The organism is Erwinia sp. V90_4, assembly GCF_029967685.1.
GTDB lineage: Bacteria > Pseudomonadota > Gammaproteobacteria > Enterobacterales > Enterobacteriaceae > Erwinia > Erwinia aphidicola.
In genome coordinates this window covers 21,083-39,427 of sequence record NZ_JASCAQ010000039.1, presented here as the reverse complement: position 1 = coordinate 39,427, position 18,345 = coordinate 21,083, and the positions used below count along the sequence as shown (strand labels likewise).

General features: G+C 56.6%; 18 protein-coding genes. 6 read left to right on the top strand and 12 right to left on the bottom strand.

The window, feature by feature from the left end; all coding sequences use genetic code 11:
- Positions 1-152: 152 nt before the first annotated feature.
- On the top strand, positions 153-1,652 hold the full coding sequence (pitA, locus tag QLG07_RS06465) for an inorganic phosphate transporter PitA (protein ID WP_133622485.1): 1,500 nt from the start codon (positions 153-155) through the stop codon (positions 1,650-1,652).
- 106 nt (positions 1,653-1,758) lie between these two features.
- On the opposite strand, the gene uspB is transcribed toward pitA, so the two are convergent.
- Positions 1,759-2,094 carry a universal stress protein UspB gene (uspB, locus tag QLG07_RS06460; protein WP_048917778.1) on the bottom strand — a complete coding sequence of 112 codons (336 nt, stop codon included), beginning with the start codon at positions 2,092-2,094 and terminating at the stop codon, positions 1,759-1,761.
- Between the two features lie 79 nt (positions 2,095-2,173).
- A complete protein-coding gene (locus tag QLG07_RS06455; RefSeq protein ID WP_166643145.1) occupies positions 2,174-2,350 on the bottom strand; it encodes a hypothetical protein in 177 nt (58 codons plus the stop codon).
- Positions 2,351-2,404: 54 nt separating this feature from the next.
- Here QLG07_RS06455 and uspA point away from each other — a divergent pair, with 54 nt between their 5' ends.
- Complete coding sequence (uspA, locus tag QLG07_RS06450) at positions 2,405-2,836, top strand: universal stress protein UspA (protein WP_048917779.1); 432 nt, start codon at positions 2,405-2,407, stop codon at positions 2,834-2,836.
- A gap of 111 nt (positions 2,837-2,947) precedes the next feature.
- On the opposite strand, the gene rsmJ is transcribed toward uspA, so the two are convergent.
- Both rsmJ and prlC read right to left on the bottom strand, forming a co-directional pair.
- Positions 2,948-3,706, bottom strand: coding sequence for a 16S rRNA (guanine(1516)-N(2))-methyltransferase RsmJ (gene rsmJ, locus QLG07_RS06445; protein ID WP_099753327.1), 759 nt, complete (start codon positions 3,704-3,706; stop codon positions 2,948-2,950).
- Positions 3,707-3,711: 5 nt separating this feature from the next.
- Positions 3,712-5,760 carry an oligopeptidase A gene (gene prlC, locus QLG07_RS06440; RefSeq protein WP_048917781.1) on the bottom strand — a complete coding sequence of 683 codons (2,049 nt, stop codon included), beginning with the start codon at positions 5,758-5,760 and terminating at the stop codon, positions 3,712-3,714.
- Between the two features lie 189 nt (positions 5,761-5,949).
- On the opposite strand from prlC, the gene QLG07_RS06435 reads away from it, so the two are divergent.
- Together QLG07_RS06435 and QLG07_RS06430 are read left to right on the top strand one after the other, a co-directional pair.
- Positions 5,950-6,774, top strand: coding sequence for a CPBP family intramembrane glutamic endopeptidase (locus QLG07_RS06435; RefSeq protein ID WP_048917782.1), 825 nt, complete (start codon positions 5,950-5,952; stop codon positions 6,772-6,774).
- A gap of 94 nt (positions 6,775-6,868) precedes the next feature.
- The gene (locus QLG07_RS06430) at positions 6,869-7,711 is read left to right on the top strand and encodes a 23S rRNA (adenine(2030)-N(6))-methyltransferase RlmJ (RefSeq protein WP_048917783.1); all 843 of its coding nucleotides are present in this window, start codon (positions 6,869-6,871) and stop codon (positions 7,709-7,711) included.
- 106 nt (positions 7,712-7,817) lie between these two features.
- On the opposite strand, the gene rnz is transcribed toward QLG07_RS06430, so the two are convergent.
- A complete protein-coding gene (gene rnz, locus QLG07_RS06425) occupies positions 7,818-8,732 on the bottom strand; it encodes a ribonuclease Z (protein WP_282468800.1) in 915 nt (304 codons plus the stop codon).
- A gap of 143 nt (positions 8,733-8,875) precedes the next feature.
- Between rnz and gorA the strand changes: the two genes are divergently transcribed.
- Positions 8,876-10,228 carry a glutathione-disulfide reductase gene (gene gorA, locus QLG07_RS06420; protein WP_062818508.1) on the top strand — a complete coding sequence of 451 codons (1,353 nt, stop codon included), beginning with the start codon at positions 8,876-8,878 and terminating at the stop codon, positions 10,226-10,228.
- A gap of 55 nt (positions 10,229-10,283) precedes the next feature.
- Here gorA and QLG07_RS06415 read toward each other — a convergent pair whose 3' ends face one another.
- The 7 genes from QLG07_RS06415 to QLG07_RS06385 all read right to left on the bottom strand — a co-directional run bounded on the left by QLG07_RS06415 (position 10,284) and on the right by QLG07_RS06385 (position 17,957).
- Positions 10,284-11,393, bottom strand: coding sequence for a fimbrial protein (locus QLG07_RS06415; RefSeq protein WP_282468799.1), 1,110 nt, complete (start codon positions 11,391-11,393; stop codon positions 10,284-10,286).
- A gap of 4 nt (positions 11,394-11,397) precedes the next feature.
- On the bottom strand, positions 11,398-13,971 hold the full coding sequence (locus QLG07_RS06410) for a fimbria/pilus outer membrane usher protein (protein ID WP_282468798.1): 2,574 nt from the start codon (positions 13,969-13,971) through the stop codon (positions 11,398-11,400).
- 44 nt (positions 13,972-14,015) lie between these two features.
- Positions 14,016-14,711: a fimbria/pilus periplasmic chaperone gene (locus QLG07_RS06405; protein WP_282468797.1), complete on the bottom strand. Its 696-nt coding sequence runs from the start codon at positions 14,709-14,711 to the stop codon at positions 14,016-14,018.
- Positions 14,712-14,774: 63 nt separating this feature from the next.
- On the bottom strand, positions 14,775-15,311 hold the full coding sequence (locus QLG07_RS06400; protein ID WP_282468796.1) for a fimbrial protein: 537 nt from the start codon (positions 15,309-15,311) through the stop codon (positions 14,775-14,777).
- 669 nt (positions 15,312-15,980) lie between these two features.
- Positions 15,981-17,045 carry a LacI family DNA-binding transcriptional regulator gene (locus tag QLG07_RS06395; protein WP_282468795.1) on the bottom strand — a complete coding sequence of 355 codons (1,065 nt, stop codon included), beginning with the start codon at positions 17,043-17,045 and terminating at the stop codon, positions 15,981-15,983.
- A 250-nt stretch (positions 17,046-17,295) separates the two neighbouring features.
- Positions 17,296-17,598: a ribbon-helix-helix domain-containing protein gene (locus QLG07_RS06390; protein WP_282468794.1), complete on the bottom strand. Its 303-nt coding sequence runs from the start codon at positions 17,596-17,598 to the stop codon at positions 17,296-17,298.
- Positions 17,599-17,765: 167 nt separating this feature from the next.
- Positions 17,766-17,957, bottom strand: coding sequence for a hypothetical protein (locus QLG07_RS06385; RefSeq protein WP_133622478.1), 192 nt, complete (start codon positions 17,955-17,957; stop codon positions 17,766-17,768).
- A 215-nt stretch (positions 17,958-18,172) separates the two neighbouring features.
- Between QLG07_RS06385 and QLG07_RS06380 the strand changes: the two genes are divergently transcribed.
- Positions 18,173-18,343 carry a hypothetical protein gene (locus QLG07_RS06380; RefSeq protein WP_282468793.1) on the top strand — a complete coding sequence of 57 codons (171 nt, stop codon included), beginning with the start codon at positions 18,173-18,175 and terminating at the stop codon, positions 18,341-18,343.
- Positions 18,344-18,345: the final 2 nt, after the last annotated feature.

Genomic DNA, 18,345 nt, shown 5'->3' with positions numbered 1-18,345 from the left:
TTTGTAACCTGATGATTTCATGATGGTTTCAGGGGTAACAGTCACTCAAATGACACATTAATGTCAAAAAAAGTCTATATTTCCCTTTCCCCAGGCGCGGTTTGTCGCTGATAATGCGCCGCGTTCATGTCCTCCAAAATGGCGTAACGCTTATGCTGCATCTGTTTGCTGGTCTTGATTTACATACCGGCCTGTTCCTGGTTCTTGCTCTGTTGTTCGTACTGGTTTACGAAGCAATCAATGGCTTCCACGATACGGCCAACGCGGTAGCTACCGTGATTTATACCCGTGCAATGCGATCGCAGTTAGCGGTGGTAATGGCCGGGGTATTCAACTTCTTTGGTGTACTGTTGGGCGGCTTAAGCGTGGCTTACGCGATTGTCCATCTGCTACCCACCGACCTCCTGCTTAATGTCGGGTCGGCTCACGGCCTGGCCATGGTCTTCTCCATGCTGCTGGCTGCGATTATCTGGAACCTCGGCACCTGGTATTTCGGGTTACCGGCCTCCAGCTCCCATACCCTGATCGGTGCCATTATTGGTATTGGCCTGACTAACGCGTTGCTGACTGGCACCTCGGTAGTGGATGCGCTCAATATCCCTAAAATGATTGGCATCTTTATGTCGTTGATTATCTCGCCGATTGTTGGCCTGGTGATTGCCGGCGGGCTGGTATTTATCCTGCGCCGTTACTGGAGCGGGAATAAAAAACGTCAGCGCATCCATATGACTCCGGCAGAGCGCGAGAAGATCGACGGCAAGAAAAAGCCGCCGTTCTGGACGCGTATCGCGCTGATTGTCTCGGCGATTGGCGTCAGCTATTCGCACGGTGCCAATGACGGCCAGAAAGGCATTGGCCTGATTATGCTGGTGCTGATCGGCGTGGCGCCGGCAGGCTTTGTGGTGAATATGAACTCCAGCGGCTATGACATTACGCGTACGCGTGATGCCGTGAACCACCTGGAGCAGTATTACCAGCAGCACGCGGCCTCGCTGACGCACATCATCCAGATGGCGCCGCCAGCGTTACCGACGCCGGAACAGGTGCCTTCCGGCCCGCATGATTTCCACTGCGACGCTGCCCGTGCGCTGCCGGCTATCGAGCGCGTGCAGGGCCTGCTGAACAATCTCAGCAGCTACGATGCGCTGAACGTTGAGCAACGCAGCCAGCTGCGCCGCCTGCTGATGTGCATCTCGGATACCGCTGAGAAAACCGCCAAGCTGCCGGAAACCAAGCCTGACGACAAACGTTTCCTCAATAAGCTGAAGAGCGACCTGCTGAATACCGTTGAGTACGCGCCGGTATGGATCATCCTGGCCGTGGCGCTCGCGCTGTCGCTGGGGACCATGTTCGGCTGGCGTCGCGTTGCCACCACTATCGGTGAGAAGATCGGTAAGAAGGGCATGACTTACGCTCAGGGGATGTCGGCGCAGATGACGGCGGCGGTCTCTATTGGCGTGGCGAGCTATACCGGAATGCCGGTTTCAACCACGCACGTGCTCTCCTCTTCCGTGGCGGGCACCATGCTGGTTGACGGCGGTGGCGTTCAGGGCCGCACCATCAAGAACATCCTGCTGGCGTGGGTGTTCACCCTGCCGGTCTCGATTGTGCTGTCAGGTGGGCTGTACTGGATTGCGCTGAAGCTGATTTGATCGTGCTGCGGGCGGACCGAAAAAGAGGGTCCGCCCCTACAGTAAGAGTCGATGATTTTTTCCGCTCGACCCGAAAAGGGCGACCATGTTTAATGGTCGCCCTTTTTTAATGCCAGATGGCCAGGCCAATCAGGCTAATCACCACCAGCCCACACAGGGCGCTGGTCAAAATAAACTGCCCGCGCAGGCGCTGACAGCGACGAATAAACTCATCATCGTGGTGGTCAAGGTAGCGCTGATACCAGATATAGCCAATCAGCCGCACCTGCTTGCCCGGCTGCCCGTGAGACGTGAAGAACCCCGCCCCATCCACATACTGATACAGCAGCGGATCGCAGCCGCGCAGCACCACTAACAGCGCACGCAGCGAAGAGAAATAGCGCGCCATATTCACCACACAAACGACACAAAGAGCCCAGAAAAGCGCGATGGTGCTGATCATGATCCCCTCCCGGACTTTCATCAGGAAATGCGATACGCGACGAGAACGGGATCAACTCCCGCTGGTTCGCCAACCCTTATTATTGAGATGATTGCTGCAGCAGGACGGCGTAACAGCGCTGCTTTCGTTGCCGTCTTTTATCAGTGTAGGAGATCTGCTTAAATTTTTTCCAGCGATGTTTTATTTCGCCGGGGCATTCAGACAAAATTTCATGTTGATCGCCCAGCCAAACCACGTCGGCTGCCACAACATTCATTAACAATTTTCGCTATACTCTGGGACAGGCACTTACGCGAAAAGGAGTATTCATATGGCTTACAAACACATTTTGATTGCTGTCGATCTGTCCCCCGAAAGCAAACTGCTGGTCGACAGAGCGGTATCCATGGCTCGCCCTTACGACGCCAAAGTTTCACTTATCCACGTTGATGTGAATTACTCTGACCTGTATACCGGGCTGATCGACGTCAATCTGGGTGATATGCAGAAGCGTATCTCTGAAGAGACGCACAGCGCGCTGACCGAGCTGTCAAACGGGGCTGGCTACCCGATTGCCGAAACCCTGAGCGGCAGCGGTGACTTGGGCCAGGTGCTGGTCGACGCGATTAAGCAGTATCAGGTGGATTTAGTGGTTTGCGGCCATCATCAGGATTTCTGGAGCAAGCTGATGTCGTCAGCGCGCCAGCTGATCAACACCGTGCACATCGATATGCTGATTGTGCCGCTGCGCGACGAAGAGTAACGCTATATGCGTTGTTCACCGCCGCGTCGGCGGGCTGACTGAAAAAGAGGGTCAGCCCAGACAGGTCGCGGTGAAAATGACGCGTAGGGTCGGGCGTGCCCGACCCGTTGTTTATCCCCCTGGGGTGAGGGGGGCATAAATATCGAAACGGTGCCCCTTGGTCACCACGGCGTTCGGCGTGGCGACGTCCGCCAGCGGCGGCGCGTAATCCGGGCGCTTCACCACCACACGCTTAGTCGCCAGCATTCGCGCGGGCTCCAGCAGGCCATCGGCATCGAGGTCCGGCCCCACCAGCGACTGAAACACCCGCATCTCTTTCTTGACCAGCGCGCTTTTCTGCTTGTGCGGAAACATGGGATCGAGGTACACCACCTGCGGGCGCGGCGTAATATCGGTTAGCGCCGTCAGGCTCGAGGCGTGCAGCAGCGTTAGCCGCTCGCGCAGCCACGGGCCAATCTCCGCATCGGCATAGCCGCGTGCCAGGCCATCATCCAGCAGGGCAGCCACGACCGGATTACGTTCCAGCATGCGCACGCGGCAGCCCACGGCGGCCAGCACAAACGCATCACGCCCCAGCCCCGCCGTGGCATCCACCACCTCCGGCAGATAGCCGCTCTTGATGCCGACGGCTTTCGCTACCGCTTCACCACGCCCGCCGCCAAACTTACGGCGGTGCGCCATCGCCCCGCCAACGAAATCAACAAAGATGCCGCCGAGCTTTGGCTCATCGCGCTTGCGCAGCTCCAGATGCCCGGCCGTCATCACCAGCGCCATCAGCGCGTTTTCATCATGCACCAGCTGCCAGCGGGCAGCTAAAACAGATAAGGCGCCGTCTCCGGCGCCCGTTTCATCTAACAAACAGATGTTCACTAATCTCAGCCCTGCTCGGTAATACCGTAGTGTGCCAGCATCGCATCCAGCTGCGGCTCGCGGCCGCGGAAGCGGCGGAACAGCGCCATTGGCTCTTCGGAACCGCCGCGCGTCAGAATGTTGTCGAGGAACGACTGGCCGGTTTCACGGTTGAAGATCCCCTCCTCTTCGAAGCGTGAATAGGCGTCTGCCGCCAGCACGTCGGCCCACAGATAGCTGTAGTAACCCGCCGCGTAGCCGCCGGCGAAGATATGGCTGAAGGCGTGCGGGAAGCGGCCCCACTCTGGCCCAGGCATCACCGCCACCAGCTTTTTGATCTCTTTCAGCATCGGCAGGATCTGCGCGCCTTTCGCCGGGTCAAATTCGGCGTGCAGGCGGAAGTCGAACAGGCCAAACTCCAGCTGACGCAGGATAAACAGCGCCGCCTGGTAGTTCTTCGCCGCCAGCATTTTGTCCAGCAGCTCGCGCGGCAGCGGCTCGTTAGTCTCGTAATGGCCGGAGATAAACGCCAGCGCTTCCGGCTCCCAGCACCAGTTTTCCATAAACTGGCTTGGCAGCTCGACCGCATCCCACGGCACGCCGCTGATGCCGGAGACGCCCGGCGTTTCAATGCGCGTCAGCATATGGTGCAGACCGTGGCCAAACTCGTGGAACAGCGTGGTCACTTCGTTGTGGGTAAACAGCGCAGGCTTGCCACTCACCGGACGGTTAAAGTTACAGGTCAGGTAGGCAACCGGCTTCTGCAGGGTACCGTCGGCTTTACGCATCTGCCCCACGCAGTCATCCATCCACGCCCCGCCGCGCTTGTTCTCGCGCGCATACAGGTCGAGGTAGAAGCTGCCGCGCAGCTCGCCGCTCTCGTCAAACAGGTCGAAGAAGCGCACGTCCGGGTGATAGACATCCACATCGCTGCGCTCTTTAGCGGTAATGCCGTAGATGCGCTTCACCACTTCAAACAGGCCGTCCAGCGCGCGCTGTGCCGGGAAGTACGGGCGCAGCTGCTCGTCGCTGATGGAGTAGAGATGCTGTTTCTGCTTCTCGCCGTAATAGGTCAGGTCCCACGGCTGCAGGTCGTCGACGCCGTGCTCTTTTTTGGCAAAGGCGCGCAGCTGGGCCAGCTCCTGCTCCGCCTGCGGGCGGGCGCGCTTTGCCAGATCGGTCAGGAAGTCGGTGACCTGCGCCGGGCTTTCGGCCATTTTGGTCGCCAGCGATTTATCGGCATAGGAGTCAAAGCCCAGCAGCTGGGCGAGTTCGTGGCGCAGCGCCAGCTCTTCCGCCATCACCTCGCTGTTGTCCCACTTCCCGGCGTTCGGCCCCTGGTCGGAGGCGCGGGTTGAGTAGGCGCGATACATCTCTTCGCGCAGCGCCTGGTTATCGCAGTAGGTCATCACCGGCAGGTAGCTCGGGATATCCAGCGTCAGCAGCCAGCCCTGCTGCTCTTTGGCTTCGGCCTGCGCTTTCGCCGCTGCCAGCGCGCTTTCCGGCATGCCGGACAGTTCGCTCTCATCGGTAATCAACTTGCTCCAGCCCATGGTGGCGTCGAGCACGTTGTTGCTGTAGGTCGAACCCAGTTCGGACAGGCGCGCGGCGATCTCACCGTAGCGCTGCTGCTTCTCTTTCGACAGGCCAATACCGGACAGCTCGAAGTCGCGCAGCGCGTTATCCACCGCTTTCTTCTGCGCAGTATCCAGCGCGGCAAAGTTGGCGCCCGCTTTCAGGTCGCGATAGGCCTGGTACAGCCCTTCATGCTGGCCGACCCAGGTGCTGTACTCGGACAGCAGCGGCAGCGTCTGCTCGTAGGCCTGGCGCAGTTCCGGGCTGTTTTTCACCGAGTTCAGGTGGCTAACCGGGGAGAACAGGCGGCTTAAACGGTCATCCACTTCCGCCAGCGGCTGCACCAGATTATCCCAGCTGTACGGTGCGCCCTGCGCCACCACTTTTTCCACCACGGCGCGGCACTCATCCAGCGCCTGAGTCACGGCGGGCACCACATGTTCAGGTTTGATGGCGGAGAAAGGGGGGAGCGTAAAGGCAGAGAGTAACGGATTGGTCATAGCGCAGTCCTTTAATCGTTGTATGGGCAATCTGGTTAACATGAGGGTAACGGGTGAGAAAATCAATGGCGGGCCACGCAGACGCCCTGTTTCTGACCGCACTTTCCGCTTTGCCACCACCCGAGACACATTGCATACTCCCCGGCGTTAATACGCCGTATTACTTCGTTACAAACAGGGAGTGTCTCTATGTGGTACGTACTGGCAGCATCGCTACTGTTCCTGCCGTTTTATCATCGCAGCGCACTGGTGCTGCTGGCCATCGCGCTGGGCCTTGCCATCTTTGAGCAGGTGTTAATGCCACCGGCTATTGTGGCGCTGATCGTCATTGGCTTTGTTGCTGTCTATTCCGGTACGCACAAGCAGCCTTCTGCGTTCTCCCTGCCGGGGGAGATTATCCTGGTGGTCAGCGCCTTTGCGCTGATGCTGCATACGATTCCGGGCTTCAACAATCAGCTGATCGAATCCGGGGTGCGCGCCGGGCCACAGAGCGCGCCGTTTACCTTCTATTACAACCTCGACAAGGCGCTGGTGCCGTTTATCCTGCTGGCCTGCCTGCCGACCCTGCTTAAGCGGCCTTCGAAGCCACCTGCCAACGGGCTGTGGTGGCTAGTGCTGTTGATGTCAATGCCGCTGCTGCTGCTGCTGGCCACCTTTGCCGGGGGACTGAAAGTGGAACCGCACCTGCCCGAGTGGCTGGGTTCTTTTATGCTGGCCAATCTGTTTTTTGTCTCACTGGCGGAAGAAGCGCTGTTTCGCGGTTATATCCAGCAGCGGCTAAGCCAGCTGCTGGGCGACAAGCGTGCGCTGTTTATCGCCGCACTGCTGTTCGGTTCGGTGCACTTCTCAGGCGGGCTGCTGCTGGTGTTCTTCGCCACGCTGGCCGGGCTGATCTACGGGCTGGCCTGGCTGTGGAGCGGGCGGCTGTGGGTCTCTACCCTGGTGCATTTCAGCTTTAATCTGCTGCACCTGCTGTTCTTTACTTACCCGATGTGGCAACGAATCCCTGCCTGATCGCGCTTTTTTAACCCGTTTTCGCTATAATCACCGCAACCTGTGCCGCCCACTGGCGGCACGCTCGCTTTTACCTTCCCGGATTTCCTAATACATGCTCAGTTATCGCCACAGTTTCCATGCAGGCAACCATGCCGACGTTCTCAAACACACCGTGCAGAGCCTGATCCTCAGCTCACTGAATGAGAAGGATAAACCCTATCTCTACCTCGACACCCACGCCGGTGCCGGGCGCTATCTGCTGAGCGGCGAGCACGCTGAACGTACCGGAGAGTATCTGGAGGGCATTGCGCGTATCTGGCAGCAGGACGACCTGCCAACCGAGCTGGAGCCGTATATCAGCGTGGTGAAAAACTACAACCCGGGCGGCAAGCTGCGTTATTACCCTGGCTCACCGCTGATCGCCCGCCATCTGCTGCGCGAGTACGACCAGCTGCAGCTGACCGAGCTGCACTCCAGCGACTTCCCAATGCTGCGCAATGAGTTCCAGAAGGATGACCGCGCGCGCCTGGCGCGTGCCGACGGCTATCAGCAGTTGAAATCCAAGCTGCCACCGCTGTCGCGCCGTGGTCTGATCCTGATCGACCCGCCGTACGAAATGAAAAGTGACTATCAGGCCGTGGTGCAGGGGATTCAGGAAGGCTATAAGCGTTTCGGCACTGGCGTCTATGCGCTGTGGTATCCGGTGGTGCTGCGCCAGCAGATCAAACGTATGTTTAACGAGCTGCAGGCCACCGGCATTCGCCGTATTTTGCAGATTGAGCTGGGCGTGCGTCCGGACAGCGACCGTTTCGGGATGACCGCCTCGGGGATGGTGGTGATTAACCCACCGTGGAAGCTGGAGCAGCAGATGAACAACGTGCTGCCGTGGCTGCAGAAAGTGCTGGTACCGTCAGGCACCGGCCACCATAAAGTCAGCTGGATTGTGCCGGAATAACGGTGTCGCCTGCGGTTAACCTCCACCCGATCGCGTAGGGGCGAGGCCTCGCCCAGGGTCGGGCATGCCCGACCCCTACAGCTGAAGTGCGAGGCATGCCCGACCCCTACAGCGGAAATATCGCGAAATCATGCGCCATCTCGGTGGCGGCAAACACCGCCCGGCACTCTGCCAGCAGGCGCTCGCTGTCATGACGTAAATAGCGCGAGCTAAGATGCGTGATAATCAGCCGCTTTGCACCACTCTCCTGCGCCACTTGCGCCGCCTGTGCGGTGGTGGAGTGCCCACGGCTGTTGGCTTTCTCTTCCATGGCAATTTCCAGCGTCGCCTCATGCACCATCACATCGACATCCGCTGCCAGCTGCTGCGCCGCCGCCGTGGGGGCCGTATCACCGAAAATCGCCAGGCTGCGCCCCCTGATCGGCTCGCCGACATAATCCCAGCCGTTTATGGTGCGGCCATCGTCCAGCGTCACGCTGCGGCCATGCTTCAGGTCATAGAAGTACGGCCCGGCTGGCACGCCGTGCGCCGCCAGCCTCGCCGCATCCAGCGCGCCGGGTTTGTCATGCTCGTCAATACGGTAGCCGTAGCACTCCACCGGATGCGTCATCGGGTAAGCCGTCACGCGAAAATGCGCGTCATTGCACACCTCCCCCGCACCTATTTCCACAATCTCCAGCGGGAAGGTGACCCACGAACCGCTTAATGACAGGGTGGTTTCAACAAAGGTTTTAATCCCTACCGGGCCGTAAAGAGTCAGCGGTTCGAGTGAGCCATTCATCGATCGGCTGGTCAGCAGCCCCGGCAGGCCGAAGATGTGATCGCCGTGCAGATGAGTAATGAAGATCTTCTCGATCTTACCGGGCTTGATCGGCGTGCGCAGGATCTGATGCTGGGTGCCCTCGCCACAGTCAAATAGCCAGGTGGCGTTACGCACCCCCTGTAAATCCAGCGCGATGCTGGTGACGTTGCGCTCGCGGCTCGGCGTACCGGCCCCGGTGCCTAAAAACTGCAGATGCATAACTGTCATCCTTAAGCGAAAAGTGACAATGATAATCGGTATGAGGCTATCACAATCATAGACGCAACCTTTGCGGCTTTTCACCTTGTAGCGTTACACTCTACGCCAGCTGATTTAACTCACTTACTGAACTGGAAGACTCGATGACCAAACATTATGACTACCTTGCCATCGGCGGCGGCAGCGGCGGTATCGCCTCCATTAACCGTGCGGCCATGTACGGACAGAAGTGTGCACTGATTGAAGCAAAAGAGCTCGGCGGCACCTGCGTGAACGTCGGTTGCGTTCCGAAGAAAGTTATGTGGCACGCGGCGCAGATCGCCGAAGCTATCCACAACTACGGCCCGGACTACGGCTTTGATACCACCGTAAACCAGTTCAACTGGGACGTGCTGGTGAAAAACCGCAGCGCCTATATCGACCGTATCCACAGCTCGTACGACAACGTGCTGGGCAAAAATAAAGTCGACGTGATCAAAGGCTACGCGCGCTTTGTCGATGCGCACACCGTTGAAGTGAACGGCGAGAAGATTACCGCCGACCATATTCTGATTGCCACCGGCGGCCGCCCGAGCCAGCCAAACATCCCAGGCGCAGAATACGGCATTAACTCTGACGGCTTCTTCGAGCTGCAGGCGCTGCCAAAACGCACCGCCGTCGTCGGTGCAGGCTATATCGCCGTCGAAATTGCCGGTGTGGTCAACGCGCTGGGTTCTGAAACGCACCTGTTCGTGCGTAAACACGCGCCGCTGCGCAGCTTCGATCCGCTGATCGTCGACACGCTGGTGGAAGTCATGAACACCGAAGGCCCAACGCTGCACACCGAATCGATCCCGAAAGCGGTAGTGAAAAATGCCGATGGTAGCCTCACCTTACAGCTGGAAAACGGTAAAGAGCAGACCGTGGACTGCCTGGTGTGGGCGATTGGCCGTGAGCCGATGACCGACAACCTGAACCTTGATGTGACCGGCGTGAAACTGAACGAAAAGGGTTACATCAGCGTTGATAAATACCAGAACACCAATGTAAAAGGGATTTACGCGGTGGGCGATAACACCGGCGCGGTCGAGCTGACGCCGGTGGCGGTCGCCGCCGGTCGTCGCCTCTCCGAGCGCCTGTTTAACAACAAGCCGGACGAGCATCTGGACTACAGCAACGTGCCCACCGTGGTGTTCAGCCACCCGCCAATCGGCACGGTCGGCCTGAGCGAGCCGGAAGCGCGTGAGAAGTTTGGTGATGACCAGGTGAAAGTGTACAAATCGGCGTTTACCGCCATGTACACCGCCGTTACCCAGCATCGCCAGCCGTGTCGCATGAAGCTGGTGTGCGTCGGTGCCGATGAGAAGATTGTCGGCATCCACGGCATCGGCTACGGCATGGACGAAATGCTGCAGGGCTTCGCGGTGGCGCTGAAGATGGGCGCCACCAAGAAGGACTTCGACAATACCGTGGCGATCCACCCGACCGGTGCCGAAGAGTTCGTGACGATGCGCTAAGCGTTTTTGCCAGAAGATAAAGCCAGCTGATGCTGGCTTTTTTATTGCTCAGGGATCAGTAGTAGTTAATGGTAAACGTTGCCGTGGCATTAGCTTTACCCGGTTTCACGGGTCCGCTGGTTTTAATATAGCGAGCAAGCAGCGGGATAACCCTCGAAGTGCTACTACTGTCTCCGAGAGTAAAGGATCGCCCGGAAGAAAAATCGACGTTATCCCCACCCCAGGTCAGCTGGATACCCACGCCGGACGCGCTGTCGGCGCCCGATTGCAGACTGAATATTCCGTTGGCGGCATCAATCACCGGGGTATTGGGCTGCACCGTCACATAAAGCGTGTTCGGGGTTTTAACGCCGATGGCCGTGTTGCCGTTATCAGAATAATAGCTATTACGCCCGTCGATGAGCTTGCCGTAAAACCGCGGGCAGTCGGTAAGCTGGATAACGGCACTGCGCCACAGCGTAGCATCCCCCGCATTCTTGAACTGCTCAACGCCGTAACTGCCCATATCCACCGTGACGTTTGGCGTCGTACAGGTACGTGAGACGATATTCAGCGAGCCGGTAAAACTGGTTTCCACCGCTTTCAGGTCCAGCACGCCGGGAACGCTAAAGAATGCCCCGACCGTAGGCAGATCAGCACCATTCAATGTGCCCGGTTGTATATCTCCGGTTTTAATTAAAAACATATCAAGGTCAAAACTGCCCGGTGCTGTAAAACTTCCCCCACCCGTCATCTCTCTCCACGGTGTTTGTGTAAAGGGAACGGTGACATCCGTCGGATTGGTCCCGCGCCTGAACGCCACACCTATTCCCGGTATGCTTGTCTGCATAATCTTGCCTGCGAAGGGACCGGAGGAATAGTTTGATGGCGGCATAGGGGTCCGCGTAAAGTGATAATCCACAATCGGCCGATAAGTGATACCGTTGGCATTTGAACAACCGAAACTCATCCCCGCGGCAGGTCGATAGTACTGCTGATGGATCACGGTACCGTTGGGTACATCTGGACCGACGGTAATATTTGTACCCTGTATTGGCATCTGTACCGTGACCGCTGCACCGGTTATAAAATCACAGGTCAACGCGCGGGCGCCCGTCGCAACCATCAGCAGCGAAAGTAGAAGTGCACTGCGCGCACAGCTGTTTTTAAAAATCTTACAACGCATAATATTATCCTTCCTGTGACGAAGAGATCGGCACACAAATGCGGTTAAACTGCTGCACCACTGCCGTAGTGCGCCCTTTGGCCTGTGGCATCAGTTGATAACGTATCGCGCACCGATCCGCCGCGCTTTCACCCCACTTAACCCGCAGCTCGCCCTGCTGTTCGCTGACGCGAGCATAGAGCTGCCCGCCCTGACCAACCGCACCTACGCTATTACCTGCGCTGTCGATAACATCAGCACCGAACGGCACCGGCTGCCCCTCTAATGTGGCCCTGATCAGGATAGGGCTGCCGGTGCGCGTCTGATATTTCATCTTAACCACCGCGCCGGAGTACGGCGCCACGCGCTGGGTGGTGTTCTCCAGCTCCACGTCACCCTGGGTGCCTTTCGGATCGATGCTTACTTCATTGATCTCATACGGATTAAGGTAGGGCACCACCGCATAGCCGAAGGGATCGACCACCACGCCCGGATAGTTAGAAACGCGCGCCCCGCTGGCACCTTTTGCCTCGACCAGCGCGAAGGTCTCGGCCACGTAAGGTGAGGCAGTCACACCGCCGCCGTGGGCGATCAGCGTGCCGCTGGCTCCAACGGACTCACTGTGATAGTTGCGCCCGGTGCTGTAGGACGCATTCAGCGAGCTGTAAGGCGCACGATACTGCCCGTTAACCGATCCGCTGCTGCCGCTGCTGTTGTGCAGCCCGGTCACTCCATAGCTGAACTGGTGTTCACTGCCTGCCGCACCGGAAATGGTCGCCTGCTGGCCGCTGTTACCGTTGCTGTCACGGTTAAAGTCGAGGCGCATCTGCGGCGTATACGCCTGGTCCTGGCGACCCAGCGGGAAGCTGAAGGTCAGCTGGTAGTTATTCTGGCTGATGCCGTAACCGGACTGGGTACGGCTGGCGTTGATACCGTAGGTCAGGCTTTGATATCGGTTGCTGTAACCCAGCTGAAACTGCTGGTCGCTGCCGCTCTTATTCCAGTAGTTCTGCAACGAGCTGCTGATATAGAACTGCCCCCACGCCCCGGGCAGCCCCTGCGAAGCGGTGACAGTCAGGCGGTTTTTCGCCCGCCAGATACTGTTCTGGTCGTAACCCTGCTCCAAGGCATCACGCGCCTGCGCGGCGGTCATAAAATCCATATAGCCGCGGGTAGAGAAGCGGTAGGCAGCCAGCGCCAGATTGCTGTCAGTTTCACTAATCAGCTTGCTGTAGCTCAGCCGATAGCTCTGCCCGGCGTTGCTCAGGCCGTTGTTGTTAAGATGCGCACGCGCCTGGGTGACATCGGCGCTGACGGCCCCGACCGGGGTGCCGACCGCCGCCCCCACCTGCAAGGCATAATAGTTCTGGCTGAGCTGCGTCCCGGCGTAGCCGGTCAGCGCATTGGTCAAACCGCGTTGATAAGTACCCTGATACAGCGCGGGTTTGTCGCGCAGGTAGTCGCTGCGCAGGTTACCGGCGGTCAGCGAGTAGCGGTCACTCCCGGGGCGTAACAGTTGGGCAACAGAGGCATAAGGCACCAGGAAGCGCTGCTCGCTGCCGTCGGCCTCGCGCACCGTTACCGCCAGGTCACCGCCGTAACCGCTCGGGTAGAGGTCATTGATCAGGAACTCGCCCGGCGGCACGGTGGTTTCATAAATCACCTGGTCGCCCTGGCGCACGGTGACGCGCGCATTAGTGCGCGCAACACCATGGATATCCGGCGCGTAGCCGCGCAGCGCCTGCGGCAACATGCGCTCATCACTGGCAAGCTGCACACCGCTAAACGACAGCGTGTCGAACAGCTGCCCCTGAGTATTCGACTGTCCGGCGAGGAATCGCCCTTTTATCCCCGGGATATCACGCTGCAAGTAACTGTTGATCGCATCGTAACGCTGACCGCCGTGGTCGGTGGCGTTAAAGGACCCGTTATGGCGAAAGTACCACGCGCCGACGTTCAGCCCTGCGTTGATCCCGGCATACATCGACTGGTATTGATAGCCGGACGCGCTACTGTTATAGCCACTCAGGTTATAACCGAGCATGGCGGCTGTGACGCCTTTATCCCACAGCGCCGGATTGACACTACCGCGCGCGCGCTGCAGCAGATAAACCTGTGGAATACTGATATTCAGCTGCTGCTCGTTACTGTCAAACTCAATGCGTGATTCCGGCAGGCGAGCCTGCAGATCGAGGCATCCATCCTCGCCCGTCACCGGCGTCAGAAAATCTTTTGGCAGCCTGGCTTCGTTGAAATTGATACTCTGCAACAGCTGCGCAGTCAGGCACGGGTACACCGACTTATTCGCCCGGGCTTTAAACGTCACCTCTTCGTTGCCAATCGGCGCACCGTTGAGGTTAATCGATACGCGATAAGTTCCCGGCGTGGCGGATGCACCATTGGCGAAGCGCGACAAATCGACAGCACTTTTATTTTCCAGGTTGAGGAAAGAGGGATCAAACTCAACGTTGGTTGCGATATCCTGCGTCTGCGCACTGTAAGCGGGGGTGTTGAGTGCTGCCGCAATCAGAATACAGAGCGTAGAGATTTTTCCCCGCCGTGGGAGAGCAGGGGGGTGTACAGCAGAATTCAGTTTCATCCCGGTTCCAGCCTTCAAATTATTTGCGGAGGTCTACCGTGCGGTTATTTAACAATTGCGCTACCGTTGACGATGGCACCGTAGTCATTGACCGAGCTGAATTTCAGCTCGCTACCCGCTCTGGCACCCGGCAATACAAACGACTGTGAACCGCCCGGAGCGACCATCTGGCCTTCCACTTTTTTCGCCCCGAGCACTACCTCGACCAGCGAAACGTGGTAAGGAGTGGGATTAGTAACCGATACGCCATTGATGCCGGCAGTCCAGCTCAGGGCCTTCACCGCATCGTTGGCATTACCCGTGAGACCTGCCGGGCGGAAGAACAGCTTGATGCGCGAGCGGAATGCCATCTGCAGTAAGTTTTCCGCCTGAAGGGCTTTATCTTTAGCCGGGATTTCCAGCACGTTTAAATAAAACACCGACTCTTTATTGGCTGGCAGTGGCGTACCGGAATAACTCAGACGCAGAGTCTGGCCTTTCTTTGCTTCGATACGGTTAATCGGCGGCGTTAAAATAAATGGCACTGAGATGTTATCAGGTTTAGCTTCGGCATCACCGTTATCAATCCAGCTCTGTATTAGCACTGGTGACTTCCCGACATTATCCAATTTAACTGTCACTTCTTTCTGTCCGTCGGGATAAATCACCCTCGTCCCACCAATAACAACACTTGCAAAGGATGGTAAGCTTATCAAGCAGGAACAGATGGAAATAATCAAATAACGGAATAAGCGGGGCATATCATTTTCTCGGTCAGATAAATATGGGCAGCTAACACTGCCCTTGTTATTTATACCAGCAGGTTATTTATACTGCAGGCTGTAAACCACGCTGCTCACAACGGTACCTGCCGTTGTCGCCGCAGTGGCAAAGTAACGCACGTCGTATGGCAGGGAGGCTGAACCCGTTGAAGTATCAACATAGGTGGTGGTAGTTGCCTGGGTGCCACTGCCGACGTTAATCACGCCGCGCGAGCCAGAACCGTCAAGAAGCTGCAGGTCAACATTGGTGGCAGTTCCTGAATTGATCAGGCGGCCCTGGGCATTAACGGTGGCACCGTCCTCAAAATATGCGGAGGCAGTTTGCAGCGTCCCGGCACAGTTGGTCAGCGCCATAACAAATCGAGTGTCACCGGCAGTTTTGCTTGGGGTGTCCAGCACATTAGTACCCAGAGTAGGCAGAACAACTGTAGCGTCAGGGCCCTGGCCTTCGACACTAACATCACAGGTGCTGGCAGTCAGTTCACCGTTAAAAGTAATAGTCCCGGTAGATGCTGCCTGCGCCATATTTGCAATGCCAAGTGCAACCATTACGGATAATGCTAAAGTAACTTTTTTCATTGCTCTCATTCCTTTAAAACAGGTTAACAGGCAGGAGTCAATTCCTGCTCAGGTTGATTGATAAAACGATTAATTCACTACAGGTAAGTAAATGGCAAAAAAGATATCCATAAAAAAAAGCCTCATCCTTAAGGCCAGGGAATTTAATAACCAAATAAAAGCTACTGCAAAAACACGCCCTCAGGTCACAACAGGCTCAACATATTCGTCCGTGATTTAATTAATGAGTTTCATTTCTCAAGCTTTCCTTACTCTTTAACGTCATCCCTGATTAAATTCGCTGATTGTGCCTGAACTGCATATTACTGAGTTTTTTTCTGGCTACAATAGGGTGCCTGTGGCCTAAAAATGTCATAAAGTGACTTGCAAAATGCATCATTAAATTTTTAATGCCAATTTTTCATGATAAAAATCATGGAGTAGCAGATTCTTTTAATGATTTCTTTTGTCATTAAAATGACATTTTGGATAGATTTTGATGACAAGGATGAATGCAATAGATGAAAAGGACTACAGTGATTGATGAATAATCTTTCGGGATTTATTGAGGTAATTTACCGCGATGAGAAAGAGTTTCAGCTCATTAAGAATTAGCGGGGCGGACATGTCCCGCCCCTTATGATCGCGATGTCATTGACTGGGTTCGGGCATGCTGCATGCCCGAATCGCTTAGCTGCGGCTGGCACAGCCGCATTTATGCAGCGCACCGTGGGCCACGCGTCTGAGGTGCGAGTGGCGAACCTGGAGCTCGCCCTGACTCCATGCGCCATTTTCATCGGCGCGATCGTCCAGCAGGCGGTTCAGCGCCTCGGCGATTTGCAGGTCGCAGCGCTGCGCCCAGGTGGTCAGGCTCCACATTGACGAGCTGGCCTCGCCGACATCGTCAAAACCCACCACGCCGATATGTGCCCCTTCGCCGAAGTCGCGGATTGCCTGCATCGCGCCAAATGCCAGCACGTCATTCTCACAGAACAGCGCATCGATGCGTTCCGCAGCGCGCGTACGTTTCAGATAGGCCATCATCTGCTGGTACGCCAGCTCGCGGTCGTAATGCCCCGCCACCAGCACCTTATCCAGCGGCTTCTTCGCCGCATCCAGCGCCGCGGCGTAGCCTTCCATACGCATCAGCTGGCTCGACGCCGTGTCGCGCCCCTTCATATAGCCGAAGCGCTGATAGCCCTGCGACAGCAGCAGCTTGCCGATCTCTGCGCCCGCAGCAAAACCGTCAACGCTGACCACTTCGATATCCGCGTTATCGGTACTGCGGCACACGTGAATGCTGGGGATCTGATGCAGCTCTTCCATCGCCACAATCAGCTCGTCGCTGAAAATCGTGGCGAGGAACAGCAGCCCATCGACCTGCAGCTGCCCGGCCATCTGCAGTACCGAGTGGTAGTTCGCTTCAGAATCGACATTGAGCAGCAGCGCCATATAGCCGCGCGCGTTAAGCTGGCGCGTCACTTCATTCAGCATCTTCAGGGTATGAGGGTTACTAAACTCGTCGGCGACAACGCCAATAATGTGAGTTTTGCGCTGCTTCAGGCTGCGCGCCAGCAGATTAGGGCGAAAGCCGAGCTTTTTCGCGGCGGCCAGTACGGCTTCGCGCGCCAGCGGCGAGATAGATGCATCGGGTTTGAACGCCCGCAGCACGGTCCACTTCGATACGCCGGCCAGCAGGGCAACATCGCTGGCGGTGGCTTTCTGGGTCTGCTTCTCTGGCACGGTATTTTTCATTATGAATTCAGCGCGGAGGCTCCGGTAAATGAAACGGTTTTTCCACAGAATAGAACAAATTTACCGGAGCCAAAAGCGCGTGCTGCCCGATGTGTGATCGCACAGCGGGCGGACCGAAAAAGAAGGTCCGCCCCTACAAATTTATGTGCTATATGTTGGGTTAACGCCGAACCGCTACGCGGCCAGGTAACGCATTCTACATCTTCGATGGCTGGTTCCGTCCAGACAAAATGCATTACTGACGTCCAGCTTATGGCAGCGCCAGCGGCGAGTCCGTACTTAAGCTATTTGCCCATTTCATCACGTCATCATGGGCAACGACACGCCCCTCATCTACCGCAGCCAGCGCTTCCAGCGTCATCTGATGGCGCCGCTCTTCCTGATCGGTCATGGCTTGTATTGCCTGCTTCACCAACCACCCCCTGGAACGATCGTAGCTCGTCGCCAGCAGGTCCAGCTTTTCTGCCATTTCAATCGGTACATGCGCAGTAACGACGCGTGTGTTTGATTGCCCCAAAACGGATGCCTCATAAAACGATTCAATTTTAATCATAAAAAATCATCCTGATTTAGTTAGCCAACCAAGCCCTAAAAGCGACGGCTTGGTTAATGTCATGTCTTATATGCCACAGACGCTGTTTGAAATCCGTTCTGCCATTGAGTTAAACGAGGCGGCTCGCAAATAAGCGTAGGGGTCAGGCACGCCTGACCCGCCTGATCTTACCCTTCCAGCCGACTTAACCGCACATCATTGAAACGGCTATTTAGCACCTGCAAACGCTCAAGCAGGATCCAGTTGAGCGTATCGCGTACGATGGGATCTACCAGTTCACTGATTGCCCAGGTCAATGCATAACACTGATCGCACAGCTCCGGCGTTTCAATTTCATTGATATCAAGCTGTTCAAACATGCGAGATCTCCTGTGCTGATGAAAAGGGGATCTGCAATTCAAAACGAGTTTGGGTACACTTGTTCACAGCCATAGCGTTAGCTCCTTAACGTATTGGTCAGACGCCTCGTCAGTGTTAGCGCACTGCCGGGGCGTTGTTTTTACAACTCCGGTTGTAATCAGTTATTACATACGTTGTAATTACAACACCTCCATGATGAAATTATGTAATTACAATGTCAATCGAGAAACCAAAAACCGATCAGTACCAAATCCGCATATCGCACGAATTGCGCCGTCAGCTTGAGGATGAGATGAAGAAAGATGGGGATACATCGCTGGCAACATGGATTAAACGCGTGTTGCGCAAGGAACTTCAGGCCCGTGGGATCGAGCCAAAAGCCTGAAG

Bases quoted from the DNA above. Each gene is read 5' to 3' on its own strand.
- pitA (WP_133622485.1), top strand. From the start codon at position 153: ATGCTGCATCTGTTTGCTGGTCTTGATTTACATACCGGCCTGTTCCTG.
- uspB (WP_048917778.1), bottom strand. From the start codon at position 2,094: ATGATCAGCACCATCGCGCTTTTCTGGGCTCTTTGTGTCGTTTGTGTG.
- QLG07_RS06455 (WP_166643145.1), bottom strand. From the start codon at position 2,350: ATGAATGTTGTGGCAGCCGACGTGGTTTGGCTGGGCGATCAACATGAA.
- uspA (WP_048917779.1), top strand. From the start codon at position 2,405: ATGGCTTACAAACACATTTTGATTGCTGTCGATCTGTCCCCCGAAAGC.
- prlC (WP_048917781.1), bottom strand. From the start codon at position 5,760: ATGACCAATCCGTTACTCTCTGCCTTTACGCTCCCCCCTTTCTCCGCC.
- QLG07_RS06435 (WP_048917782.1), top strand. From the start codon at position 5,950: ATGTGGTACGTACTGGCAGCATCGCTACTGTTCCTGCCGTTTTATCAT.
- QLG07_RS06430 (WP_048917783.1), top strand. From the start codon at position 6,869: ATGCTCAGTTATCGCCACAGTTTCCATGCAGGCAACCATGCCGACGTT.
- rnz (WP_282468800.1), bottom strand. From the start codon at position 8,732: ATGCATCTGCAGTTTTTAGGCACCGGGGCCGGTACGCCGAGCCGCGAG.
- gorA (WP_062818508.1), top strand. From the start codon at position 8,876: ATGACCAAACATTATGACTACCTTGCCATCGGCGGCGGCAGCGGCGGT.
- QLG07_RS06415 (WP_282468799.1), bottom strand. From the start codon at position 11,393: ATGCGTTGTAAGATTTTTAAAAACAGCTGTGCGCGCAGTGCACTTCTA.
- QLG07_RS06410 (WP_282468798.1), bottom strand. From the start codon at position 13,971: ATGAAACTGAATTCTGCTGTACACCCCCCTGCTCTCCCACGGCGGGGA.
- QLG07_RS06405 (WP_282468797.1), bottom strand. From the start codon at position 14,711: ATGCCCCGCTTATTCCGTTATTTGATTATTTCCATCTGTTCCTGCTTG.
- QLG07_RS06400 (WP_282468796.1), bottom strand. From the start codon at position 15,311: ATGAAAAAAGTTACTTTAGCATTATCCGTAATGGTTGCACTTGGCATT.
- QLG07_RS06395 (WP_282468795.1), bottom strand. From the start codon at position 17,045: ATGAAAAATACCGTGCCAGAGAAGCAGACCCAGAAAGCCACCGCCAGC.
- QLG07_RS06390 (WP_282468794.1), bottom strand. From the start codon at position 17,598: ATGATTAAAATTGAATCGTTTTATGAGGCATCCGTTTTGGGGCAATCA.
- QLG07_RS06385 (WP_133622478.1), bottom strand. From the start codon at position 17,957: ATGTTTGAACAGCTTGATATCAATGAAATTGAAACGCCGGAGCTGTGC.
- QLG07_RS06380 (WP_282468793.1), top strand. From the start codon at position 18,173: ATGTCAATCGAGAAACCAAAAACCGATCAGTACCAAATCCGCATATCG.